Origin of the sequence: Alkalibacillus sp. S2W, from assembly GCF_046764385.1 — a bacterium.
In the GTDB taxonomy this organism is placed as follows: Bacteria; Bacillota; Bacilli; order Bacillales; family Alkalibacillaceae; genus Alkalibacillus; species Alkalibacillus almallahensis.
In genome coordinates this window covers 894,546-906,486 of record NZ_CP177234.1, presented here as the reverse complement: position 1 = coordinate 906,486, position 11,941 = coordinate 894,546, and the positions used below count along the sequence as shown (strand labels likewise).

Below are 11,941 nucleotides of genomic sequence, written 5' to 3'. Positions count from 1 at the left end.
TTACAAGGTTTTCCTTGTGACGTTTTTTATTCCAATAACTTTTCATGTATGATGTCATTGAAATAAAGTCGTTTTTCTCCGCAAATCCTTCTTTCTTTCAAATCTAAACCGTCTGCCATATTTACATCCCCTATATTTTACTCTAGGATATACATAAAACAGCTTAGATATTTAAGGAGATGACCAAATGATTGTACTAATGAATGAGACTTTAATTAACCGTAATGATGCTGTAATCGATATTGAAGACCGTGGCTACCAATTTGGAGACGGTGTTTATGAAGTGATTCGCTATTATGACGGGGAGTGGTTTTTATTAGATGACCACCTAGAACGCTTACAATATAGCTTGAATGAAGCTGAAATTGACTATAACGTCCAAGAAGAAAAGCTTAAAGCCCGTCTAAATGATTTAATGGAACAGAATCAAGTACAAGATGGTGGTGTTTATTTACAAGTAACACGTGGTTTCGCCCCACGTAATCACCCATATCCAGAACACCAACAACCGACACTAACCGCTTATCCACTTAACTTAAAACGCCCAGCACATGATCAAACTCATGGCATTCATACCATCACAGCTGAAGATTTCCGTTGGCTCCGCTGCGATATTAAGAGTTTGAACCTACTTGGGAATGTCATGACGAAGCAAAAAGCAATTGATGCGGGAGCGAGTGAAGCCATTTTCTACCGCGATGAATCACATGTGACAGAAGGTTCTTCAACGAATGTATTTATCGTTAAGAATGGTGAACTCATCACACACCCAGCTGATCATTACATTTTAAATGGGATTACACGCCGTCATTTGTTATATTTAGCTGAACGACTGAACATTCCTTATCGAATCGACGTTTTCGGACTCGAGGAATTAAAAAATGCTGATGAAGTATTTGTCTCATCAACATCAGCTGAAATTAAACCTGTTATCTCCATTGATGACCAAATCATCAATAACGGAGAACCAGGTCCAATTACCAACAAATTATTAGAACATTACTTTGATCATCTATCAATTACCAAATTACCCGATCACGTTTAATGGTCTTGTTTTGAGTGATTTCTAACTAATAGCCACTCACTTATGTAATACAACATAAAGAAAAATATGACATGAGCAATAAACCAATCAAAAATAGCCATAATATCAAATACACCTGGTGTTTCAGTGACTGCTAAAATCGTTAATGGATAGTACGTTAAAAACGCCATAAACGATAAAATTGCAGCGATTTCCATTCGTTTGTTCCAAAAAGACTTCTTCTTTGTAATTAAGTATAAATAAAACGTAACGATGACCGTTGCAACAATGACATGCAAGGCATATTCAAATGCTAAATAAAAATTATCAGGAACTTTTTCACTTGGTGTATAAATAAAATCAATGTTTAATAATAAAGTATATAATTGCTTACCAGTAAAGGTTTCAATGATATATAAGTACAAGCTCATTGCCGTCGATGAAATAAGACCGACAAATATTGCAATATATAAATAGCGCAATAATTTCACCTCACTTTCAATTCTGTTTTAGGGCTATGACTTTTTCTAACTTTCAATTCGTGCTAATATAAAGAAGAGATATTCAGGGAGGGATTAACTATGGCTGTAATTGCTGAACCAACACCAAACCCAAATGCAATGAAATTCACTGTTGATAATGTGATTTTTGAAGGTGATGATAGCATCTCTGTCATGCAAGGTGAATCAAGTGATTTTGACATCATGAACGATTTAATGAGCATAGATGGTGTCGACAATGTATTCGGATATTATAATTTTATTACCGTTAATAAACAGTTCGACGCTGACTGGGACGAGCTTTCACCTAAAGTAGAGCAATTAATCGAAAGTTACGGATACTAAAAACAATTGGCTTAGTTCAAACTAAGCCAATTTTTTAGATCTTCATTCAAACGTTTCTCAGTAACGGATGAAGTCAAACAACACACTTCATAGCTCCTATTCATTACCTTCTTCTCCATCACCATCTTCACCTGGCTGATGATCATCAGCATCTTTAGTTCCTTGGGTTAATTCAAACTCTACCGTTTTAGAAAACGCGCGTTCACTCAATTCTTCACCATTTAATTGGTTTGCTGTCAGCCATAATTCTGCTTGATATTTTCCAGATTCTACAGTATTAGGCGATTCACTAATTTCCCACGTATCCTTGTAGTTCAGTGTGTCACCTGATTCTAGGTTCTCTGTTTGAATAGCCTGTGTGAACGATCTATCAGCTGAATAGCGATAGGCGCTTTTCTCAGTATCAGCTTGTGTGACATTAACGTCGAATTTCTGACCAGAAGGAAATGTTAATTCTACAGGTTCATCTCCTTCATACGTTAATGTCATATTGAATACGACTCGCTTGTCTTCCACTTGTGCCTCTCCATCAAAAGAAAATGAATCCACTAAATCACCCGTTTCATTGTTTGAGTCGTTTCCTTCGTTCTCTGATTCCTCGCTGCCACCAGAAGCTTCTCCATTACCATTACAAGCTACCAGTCCAACACCAAAACTAATAATCAATAATACAAACAGCCATCGTTTCATTGTTGTCACCTCGTTTTTTATTAATCAGACGCTGGTAAAAAAGGATTTGTTACACCTTTTCATCTTCGCGTCTGAAGAAACCAAATATACCAGTAGTTTGCACGATATTAGTAAAGGAATTCGGATCTGCTTCCTTAACAATATTTTCTAAGTCATATAATTCATAACGCGTCACAACAATCATCAACATTTCACGGTCTTCATCTGTAAATGCTCCTCGCGCTGGAATACGCGTGATTCCTCGTACCATATTTGCATGAATTGCTTTTGTTACTTCTTGACCTTTAGCGGTTATAATCATGGCTGTTAACTTTTCATGGCGTGTATGAACAGCATCAATTACTCGTGTCGTCACATATAAGGTAACGAGTGTGTATAACGCTTTTTCAGGATCATAAACCATACCTGCTAAGACAATGATTGCTCCGTTTAAAGTTAAGAAATAAATACCTATCGGTCGGTCTTTCATGCGTGATAGCACCATGGCGACAATATCCATACCACCTGTTGAGGCACCCCACTTAAGTGTGATTCCTACACCAAAACCACCGAAAATACCTCCAAATACTGCATTTAAGATAATATTATCGGATAATGACTGAATTGGAATCGTTTCTAAAAAGATAGTCATGAAAATTACCGACAATATACTATAAACGGTAAATCCACGTCCTACTTTAATCCAACCAAGAATAGCAACAGGTATATTAAGTAGGAATAAAAGCACACCCGTACTAATATCAATATCGAAAAAATCTGTCGCAATACTTGCGGAAATTTGGGCCACCCCTGTAAAACCACTGGCGAACACATTCGCTTGCTCTAAGAAGAAGTTAAGTGATATAGCGTTAAAAATAGCGCCGATAATCACGATAATAAAACGTTTTGCTTCGAATATAAACATAATAGCCTCCTGTCTGACATTGACGTATACCTGTCGTCCTATTAAACTGAAATATAATGATGATCGTAAGAAAATATGAGGAGGAAACCTATGAGTATGAAATTAATTGTCGATTCAGGTTCCGATTTACCAAAAGATTTATTAGAGAAATATGACATTGATCTTGCTTCGCTCATTGTTCACCTGAATGGGGAAGATTACCACGATAGGGAATCAATTGATTCTCAAGCTGTATATGAAGCCATGCGTCAGGGGTCAGCTCCTAAGACTGCCCAAGCATCACCTGATACTTTTTATAAGTTATTCAAGCAATATACAGATCAAAGTCACCCCATTATTTACTTAGCATTTTCATCTGAATTGTCGGGTACTTATCAAAGTGCCATGATTGCTAAACAGCAAATTGAGGACCAAAATCAAGATGCTGAAATATATGTGATCGATACAAGAGCTGCTTCTATGGGACATGGTTTAATCGCCTATTATACTGCCCAAGCAATAGCAGACGGTCAAGCTGTACAAGACGTATTAGATACCGCACATTATTATGTAAATCATATGGTTCATGTCTTTACAGTGGATGACTTAGAGTACTTACAACGTGGTGGTCGTGTGAGTAAAGCCCAAGCCTTTGTTGGTGGTATGCTGAAAATTAAGCCTCTTCTTCATGTGGAAGATGGAAAACTTGTCCCACTCGAAAAAATCCGTGGTTCGAAAAAAGTAATCGGACGCATGGTTAATTTGATGAAAGAACGTGGTCAACATTTTGAACATCAAACCATTGCCATTACTCATGGAGATGATGAACAACGCGCGCAGCAACTCGCTAATCAAATTCGTGAACAATATAATCCGAAAGATATTATTATTCACCCAATTGGTTCTGCCATTGGAGCTCATGCTGGACCTGGCACAATCGCATTATTCTTTTTAGACGATGCCCCTAAAAATTAATGACTTAGTTATTTTATACCCGGAGCAGATGGATTGTAACCGTCAATTCGGGTATTTACTTTATCTTAACACGCTAAACGATAGCCGTACACCACTCTTTTCCACTTCAGTTTTCAAATAAATACTCTATTTTATAAGATAACTGCTATAACTAATTAAATAACTAGACGAATTAATGAGATAATTGCTTACGATTATCTCATTAATTCAATCAGAACACATAAAAAGCAACCCTATTCACATGAACAGGGTTGCTTTTTACCGCTCTTTAGCATTTTTCCAGTAAATGATAATCGCAAACACGACGAAGATTCCCATCACACCACCGAAAATTGAAATCAAGAGCCAATTAGCGCCTGTATCTTCTCGCACATTGTACACATTCGTTGATTCCCTTTCAAGACTAACGGTATAACTGCCATCATCATTTTGCCTAACGAGATCATCCCGGATAAGACCCCGTAATTCTTGATTATCTTCTATATGATCTAAATCCGTGTGTCGAAATCCAGGGCTATTATTAATCGTGATAATAATGCGTTCATCGTCTAATACTCGTTCGTACACAATAAAATCATCTTCATCATGAAGAACGTTCATGTTGCCATCTTGGATTGAATCAAAATTCTCATTAATACTCGATAACTGCTCAATATGTTTATTCAGCTGCTCATCTCCAGCTAAAAAGTTCATCATATCATGGTGTGATCTATCTTCTACCACGCCATCTGTTGGGTTCGCTGTCCCTTGATAAAGCCATGGCTCATTTGGCGTTGTATACATGTAAGTCAGGGCCATCTTCCAACGTGTGATTGGGTGCAGTCCACTTTCTTCCATCGATCGTGTAAAACGGTCTGTCATATAAGAATCCATATACTGGACAACATCTTCACTGTTTTTTAAATTAGAGCCTAACAAAAGTGACGAATCCGTTTCAATGTCATAAAAGTAATCAGTTGCTCTCTCATGAAATGAACCATTAACAATACGATCAAATCCTAATCCAATAAAACTTTCTATATCTGAGTTATTAAGCTCACTTACTTCACCTAGCCAAAAACGATCAACTTCAGCAGTCACGCTTTCTATAAAGGATTGAGGTAATTGATCGACTCCAGGAACATAAAAACCATCCACATTATAATCCATTCCCCATCTTTGTAATAACTCGATGAAATAGTCTGTTGCGCCATCTTGCGTTAGATCGACTTCACCATTCTCATTCACCCAGTCTTCACTCCTTAGTGGACTGTTAGAGCTAACAGAATTAAAAGGAACTTGTACAATAACGTTTATATCTTGATCATGAAATGCTTGTACCATATCTTGAACATCAGATGCTGAACCAAAAGTTGATTGGATTTGTTCAAAATTAAACACAGGCGAGCCTGTATAATGCTCACTTGCAAATAATGGTGACAAGACGACATCCGTGATTCCCAATTCTGCAATGTGATCGACACGATCTTGTAAACCAATTAAATCACCACCATGAAACGCATTGGGATCATCACGGTTAACCCCTTCTTCTGTGACTTCATTAGAGTTTTGAAAACGATCTACCAAGACATAATAATATTGGTGCCGTTCATCTTCTTCATCAGCATGACTATAAATTGGAACTAAACTGGTTAATAATATGAGTAACCCTAGGCCTGTCATCAGTCGCTTCATCGTTGCTCCCTCACTTCAAAACATTTTGCACATAAGAAAAGCCCCAAAATGGGACTTTTCTTAAGGTAAGAATCCGAATGGTAAACGGGCAAAGCCTAAAACTAAGACAAGAATTAATGCTATGACCAGTTGTAACCAACCTGAGAATTCTTTCTTTCCTTTCTTTGCTTTCGCTAACGTCATTTCCATTGCTGCAATGACCCAAATTCCACCAACCATTTTTACAATATACTCGAAGAATTGTGTGTCTTCTAAATTCATACCATAATGGTTGAAAAATAAATCAGCGCCTGTTGCGACGATTAATAAGTAAAATACGCGTAATACCATCTGTGTGATCTTAATCGGTTTTTCAGCTTTACTTTGCTTAATCATGGAATAAGCGATGAAAAATAGGACGAGTCCGATGCTCCAAGAAACAATATGTATAAGTGCCATTTGTGTTGCGTCCATTTATTATACCTCCTTCAAAAATATCTATACCCATCTTATCATGTTTTGAAATTGGTTGCGATTAATTTGTTGACAACTTTGAAACAATCAGCCCAAACAGGTATAATAGTAGATAGTGTAAACCTTATCATTCGCGGAAAGAACCTTTTAACCGCAGTTATTATTAGGAGGAATTTCATGACACGTAGTAGTGAAGACATTATCCAACAAACTGATTATTTTGGTGCTAACAATTACAAGCCACTGCCGATCGTCGTTTCAAAAGCAGAAGGCATTTGGGTTGAAGATCCTGAAGGCAACCGTTATCTAGATATGTTAAGTGCCTATTCAGCCGTTAACCAAGGTCATCGCCACCCAAGAGTTATTCAGGCGTTAAAAGACCAAGCTGAGCGTGTAACATTAACATCACGTGCCTTTCACAACGACCAACTTGGTCCATGGTATGAAAAAGTGTGTAAACTAACCAATAAAGAAATGGCTCTTCCGATGAACACTGGAGCTGAAGCTGTAGAAACAGCCATAAAAGCCACACGTCGCTGGGCTTATGACGTAAAAGGGGTTGAAGAAAATAAAGCTGAAATCATTGCTTGCGTCGGTAATTTCCACGGCCGAACAATGACACCTGTTTCTTTATCATCAGAAGAAGAGAATCAACGTGGTTTCGGACCTCTGTTACCTGGCATTAAAATCGTGCCTTACGGAGACACTGAAGCATTAAAAGAAGCCATCACTGAAAATACAGCTGGCTTCCTACTTGAGCCGATCCAAGGTGAAGCTGGTATCATCATGCCACCTGAAGGTTACTTAAAAGAGGCTTATGACATTTGCCAAGAAAACAATGTTTTATTCATCGCTGATGAAATTCAAGCAGGACTCGGTCGAACAGGAAAAATGTTTGCTTGTGATTGGGAAAATGTTGAGCCTGATGTCCTTATTCTTGGAAAAGCACTTGGCGGAGGCGTCTTCCCTATTTCATGTGTTGTGGCGAATGAGGATATTCTTGGTGTGTTTAACCCAGGTTCACACGGTTCCACTTTCGGTGGTAACCCACTAGCAAGTGCTGTCTCAGTAGCATCACTTGAAGTATTAGAAGATGAAGAGCTCGCAGAACGTTCATTAGAGCTAGGATCATATATGCTTGAAGAACTGCAGTCAATTAACAATCCTATTATTAAAGAAGTACGTGGTAAAGGATTGTTTATTGGCGTTGAACTAACCGAGCACGCTCGACCATATTGTGAACAACTCAAACAAAAAGGACTATTATGTAAAGAAACACATGATAACGTCATCCGTTTCGCCCCACCACTCATCATTGAAAAAGAAGATCTAAAATGGGCGATTGATAAGATTAAAGAAGTTTTATAAGAATCAAAAAAAGCTCAATGTCGAGAGTTCGGCATTGAGCTTTTTATCATTTTAAGAGGTCGATGATCAATAGTTGTAACTCGATGATAAATCTGCACCGGGCGATGATAAGTGACACTCACTCGATGATATTCGTGAAATGGCGATGGTAAATAGATCTGACTCGATGGTAAGCTATGTTAACTCGATGATATTCCGCAAATCGCGATGGTAAACCACACTCACTCGATGGAAAAACCATAACCGTATCCATAGAAAAAACGCATTTCTCCAAAAGAAATACGTTTTTTAAACAGAATAACTATTTGTTTGTTGACGCATTGCTTCATGCGTAGCACGGCAAGCTTCTTTATTGACTGCTAATTGGGGACAACCACCGCAATACTTTTCATCACTTGATGCTTCAAAGTTAAAACAACAAGTTGTCCGAACGCGCCTAAATGTTTGTTCAGGGGCAATGTAATGATAGCCATTATAAAAACGTTGTATCGGATTAAATCGTTCACCAAATACCTCGGGCGATAGTTGATGAATTAAGACATTAAAATCTTCATAAAACTGATTTGTGATCGTTGAATCATGATGCCAATCAACAACCGTTTCGTATACCCAATAGATATAGACTACAATATTTTCCCACAAAATCGGGCGAGGTACTGCTGTAGCTTGGGAAACAGCTTGGACCAATTCAGCTAATTGCTGAAATAATTGCTCAAAAAATGCCTCTCTTTTCTCTTCCAATGCATCAGAACAATCTTCTCCAACTATGTTTTCCAAATATAAATCAGGTAACCACAGTCCATCCTTCACTTTTGGTACAATTGCTGTTCTGGACCAATCTAATGACATGGCAATGCGATCCGTCGAAAAAGTATATAACGACGGCACGACAAGTAAGAAGCCTAATCGCTTTATTAATTGTGAACCAATAACAAAGTCACGATCTGTTGCAAAATTAGGTTTAATACGTTTAATCACATTACGCAGATAAATTTCATTTAATAAATCAGATACATAAATTTCGTCTTGCGTTTGTTCTGTTACAACACGAAATCGTTCTGATAAAACAGTTGTGTTAATTGGCTTGAACTTGTTGTGCGGCATAACGATTGGCACCTTTCATCTGCCGTTGTCTACTGTACGGGATGCACATTGGTGAACCACAAATTGGATCACACGTTACTTGGCATTGTAAGCCAAATACTGAATGAATCAACTGTGGCGTAATAATTTCATCAGGATCACCTTGTTCAAAAACACTTTTACCTTGTATAGCGACAATATGATCTGCATAACGACAAGCTAAATTCAAATCGTGTAGAACCATTACAATCGTACGACCTTCTTGTTCATTTAATTCACTAAGTAAATCTAAGATATCAATTTGATGCGTTAAATCTAAGAATGTTGTCGGTTCGTCGAGCAAAATGATATCTGTATCTTGGGCCAAAGTCATCGCAATCCATGCACGTTGACGCTGACCACCAGATAGAGAATCTACCGTACGATCTTCAAATTCTTTAATACCTGTCACATCAAGAGCATACTGAACAGCCTCTTCATCCTCTTCGGACCACTGTTTATACCAACTTTGATAAGGATAACGGCCTTGTTTCACAAGTTGTAGAACTGTTAATCCTTCTGGCGCTTGAGGTGATTGTGGCATGATCGCCAATTGACGTGCGATTTCTTTCGTTGATGTCTTGTCGATATCTTTACCCGCTAGTTCTACCGATCCATCTTTCGGTTTTAATAAACGTGCAAGTGATTTTAACAATGTTGACTTTCCACAACCGTTACTCCCAATAAAAGCAGTAATTTCACCTTTTGGAATGGTTAAATCCAACTCTTCTATTACCAGTTCATCTTTATACCCGAGTGACAACTGTTCAGTTTGAATGGCTTTCATCAGACAAACCCCTCTCAAAAACCATTATTTATGGCTCTTAAATAATAAATATATAAAGTAAGGTGCACCGATTAATGATGTGAATACACCAACTGGCACCTCAAGTGGCATAAACAACATACGCCCTAAAATGTCAGCTAAGACAACAATCATTCCACCAACTAAAGCCGAGACAGGAATTAAAGCGCCGAACGCTGAACCAATGATTTTTCGTGCGATATGTGGCGCCATTAAACCTACGAACCCAATGCCACCAGCAAACGCTACCGCACCACCAGCAAGCGATGTGCTTAATAGCAGTAACATGAAGCGATCACGTTGCACTAATTGACCAGCATTTTTTGCTAAGTCCTCACCTAGTTCTTGCATATTTAAACGTCTAGCATAAATAAACAAGATAAAGGTAATACCGAATACCCAAGGTGCAATTGTCGCGATTTCATTCCAATTTGTCCCGTTCACACTACCTGTTAACCAAATCGTTGCTTTCGCAGCTGAATGAATCGGACCTAAAATCATGACAAGAGACGTCACAGCATCAGCTGCGGCTGCTACACCAACACCAATTAAAACAAGGCGAAATGGCGTAATGCGGCCGTTTTTCCAAGATAAGAAATAAACAAGGAAACCAATAACGACTGCACCAATAAACGAGGCTAACGGTAACCACTGAATACTCATGGTTAACGTATTACTACGGTCAGTATAAATCGCTAAAAAGATCACCGTAGTTAACGCGGCACCACCTGTAATTCCAATAATATCGGGTGATGCAAGTGGATTACGAATCAATCCTTGTAAAATCGCACCTGACATCGCAAGTGCAGCACCTGCTAACATCGATAGCAATATTCGCGGCATCCTAAATGAATTAACAACTAAGTTTTCCATTTCTGTGCCTTGGCCGATTACTGCTCGAATGACATCGACTGGTGAAATAAATAATTGGCCAATCCCTAAGCTTACAATCATAAGCACAATAGCTAAGACCGTTAACAAGGATATAATATAGAAAGATTTTTTATCAATTAAAAAGGATACTTTTCCTAATCGAACCGGAAATTGTTTGTTATTCATTGATGCCCCTCCTTGCTATATAAATGAAGAAGGGAACGCCAACAAGCGCGATCATCACACCAACAGGGGCTTCCTGCGGATAAATAACATATCGTGCTGCAATATCAGCTAATAAAAGTAACATCGCACCGATTATTGCACTGTATGGAATTACCCATGAATAGCTAATGCCGGCAAACCACCGCGCAATATGGGGAATAACAATTCCGATAAATCCAATTGGACCAGCAATTGCCACTGCACCGCCAGATAACAAAACAACGGCAAGTGCACCAGCTAATTTAATCAAGTACGTTTTTTGGCCTAGCCCCTTGGCTAATTCCTCACCCATAACTAGGACATTCAAATGCTTTCCTAATAATAAGGCGACAAACCAGCCGACAATTAGATAAGGCAAGACAGACATTAAGATTTCTAAACTACGACCTTGGACAGACCCTGTTAACCAAAACAATACCTGTTCAAGCGCGGTCTCATTCATCGCCAGCATCCCTTGCGTCATGGATGAGAATAACGCTGCAATCGCAGCACCTGCTAACGTGATTTTAATCGGTGTTAACCCATCACTACCTAATGATCCTAAAAGATAAACAGTTACCGATGCAACTGCAGCACCTGCAAATGCAAACCAGGCGAATGATTGTAATGATGTAATACCTAAAAACGTTACACCGAATACTACAAAGAAACTAGCACCTGCGTTCACACCAAAAATGGTCGGTGAAGCAAGCGGGTTATTCGTTAGTCCTTGCATAATCGCTCCCGCAATGGCAAGACTTGCACCAACAGCTGCAGCGATTAAAGACCGAGGTATTCGGTTATCCTGTATAATATAATGTTCATTTGATTCATCAAAATTTGTGAATGAATCGATGATCATTTGAGATGTAATATCGGTATACCCATATAAAACACTCGCCCACATAAGTATGAGCACGATCACCAAACCAATAATAAGTCCTAATCCTTTAAGTGCATTGCTTTTTAACATCGTGAAGATATACCTTTCTCACTCTTCTCTTTCACGTCCTATATTACGTTAA

Annotated in this window: 13 protein-coding genes; 4 read left to right on the top strand and 9 right to left on the bottom strand. The window is 38.4% G+C overall.

Features of this window, described 5'->3' with window-relative positions; genetic code table 11:
- Positions 1-187: 187 nt before the first annotated feature.
- On the top strand, positions 188-1,045 hold the full coding sequence (gene dat, locus ACKXGF_RS04880; protein WP_411955101.1) for a D-amino-acid transaminase: 858 nt from the start codon (positions 188-190) through the stop codon (positions 1,043-1,045).
- Here the strand turns inward: dat and ACKXGF_RS04875 are convergent.
- Positions 1,042-1,506 (bottom strand): hypothetical protein, encoded by a 465-nt coding sequence (locus tag ACKXGF_RS04875; protein WP_411955100.1) that lies wholly within the window; start codon positions 1,504-1,506, stop codon positions 1,042-1,044. The genes dat and ACKXGF_RS04875 overlap by 4 nt on opposite strands.
- Before the next feature lie 99 nt (positions 1,507-1,605).
- Here ACKXGF_RS04875 and ACKXGF_RS04870 point away from each other — a divergent pair, with 99 nt between their 5' ends.
- Positions 1,606-1,869 carry a NifU N-terminal domain-containing protein gene (locus tag ACKXGF_RS04870; protein WP_411955099.1) on the top strand — a complete coding sequence of 88 codons (264 nt, stop codon included), beginning with the start codon at positions 1,606-1,608 and terminating at the stop codon, positions 1,867-1,869.
- A gap of 96 nt (positions 1,870-1,965) precedes the next feature.
- Here the strand turns inward: ACKXGF_RS04870 and ACKXGF_RS04865 are convergent, their stop codons facing one another.
- Together ACKXGF_RS04865 and ACKXGF_RS04860 are read right to left on the bottom strand one after the other, a co-directional pair.
- Positions 1,966-2,559, bottom strand: a complete 594-nt coding sequence (locus ACKXGF_RS04865; RefSeq protein ID WP_411955098.1) for a BsuPI-related putative proteinase inhibitor — start codon at positions 2,557-2,559, stop codon at positions 1,966-1,968.
- Between the two features lie 49 nt (positions 2,560-2,608).
- Entirely contained in the window at positions 2,609-3,463 is an 855-nt protein-coding gene (locus ACKXGF_RS04860; RefSeq protein ID WP_411955097.1) for a YitT family protein, read from the bottom strand.
- Positions 3,464-3,553: 90 nt separating this feature from the next.
- Here ACKXGF_RS04860 and ACKXGF_RS04855 point away from each other — a divergent pair, with 90 nt between their 5' ends.
- The gene (locus ACKXGF_RS04855) at positions 3,554-4,417 is read left to right on the top strand and encodes a DegV family protein (protein WP_411955096.1); all 864 of its coding nucleotides are present in this window, start codon (positions 3,554-3,556) and stop codon (positions 4,415-4,417) included.
- A gap of 258 nt (positions 4,418-4,675) precedes the next feature.
- On the opposite strand, the gene ACKXGF_RS04850 is transcribed toward ACKXGF_RS04855, so the two are convergent.
- Complete coding sequence (locus ACKXGF_RS04850; protein WP_411955095.1) at positions 4,676-6,091, bottom strand: alpha-amylase family glycosyl hydrolase; 1,416 nt, start codon at positions 6,089-6,091, stop codon at positions 4,676-4,678.
- Positions 6,092-6,151: 60 nt separating this feature from the next.
- Positions 6,152-6,544, bottom strand: a complete 393-nt coding sequence (locus ACKXGF_RS04845; protein WP_411955093.1) for a YisL family protein — start codon at positions 6,542-6,544, stop codon at positions 6,152-6,154.
- A 177-nt stretch (positions 6,545-6,721) separates the two neighbouring features.
- Here ACKXGF_RS04845 and ACKXGF_RS04840 point away from each other — a divergent pair, with 177 nt between their 5' ends.
- Positions 6,722-7,912, top strand: a complete 1,191-nt coding sequence (locus tag ACKXGF_RS04840; protein WP_411955092.1) for an ornithine--oxo-acid transaminase — start codon at positions 6,722-6,724, stop codon at positions 7,910-7,912.
- A gap of 288 nt (positions 7,913-8,200) precedes the next feature.
- On the opposite strand, the gene ACKXGF_RS04835 is transcribed toward ACKXGF_RS04840, so the two are convergent.
- Genes ACKXGF_RS04835 through ACKXGF_RS04820 form a run of 4 tightly spaced genes read right to left on the bottom strand, consistent with a single transcriptional unit; the run spans position 8,201 to position 11,889 of the window.
- Complete coding sequence (locus ACKXGF_RS04835) at positions 8,201-9,016, bottom strand: IucA/IucC family C-terminal-domain containing protein (RefSeq protein WP_411955091.1); 816 nt, start codon at positions 9,014-9,016, stop codon at positions 8,201-8,203.
- Complete coding sequence (locus ACKXGF_RS04830; protein WP_411955090.1) at positions 8,988-9,821, bottom strand: ABC transporter ATP-binding protein; 834 nt, start codon at positions 9,819-9,821, stop codon at positions 8,988-8,990. Before ACKXGF_RS04830 ends, ACKXGF_RS04835 begins: the two co-directional genes overlap by 29 nt.
- Before the next feature lie 24 nt (positions 9,822-9,845).
- Positions 9,846-10,898, bottom strand: a complete 1,053-nt coding sequence (locus ACKXGF_RS04825; RefSeq protein WP_167263091.1) for a FecCD family ABC transporter permease — start codon at positions 10,896-10,898, stop codon at positions 9,846-9,848.
- Positions 10,891-11,889 carry a FecCD family ABC transporter permease gene (locus ACKXGF_RS04820; protein ID WP_411955089.1) on the bottom strand — a complete coding sequence of 333 codons (999 nt, stop codon included), beginning with the start codon at positions 11,887-11,889 and terminating at the stop codon, positions 10,891-10,893. Before ACKXGF_RS04820 ends, ACKXGF_RS04825 begins: the two co-directional genes overlap by 8 nt.
- Between the last annotated feature and the right edge of the window lie 52 nt (positions 11,890-11,941).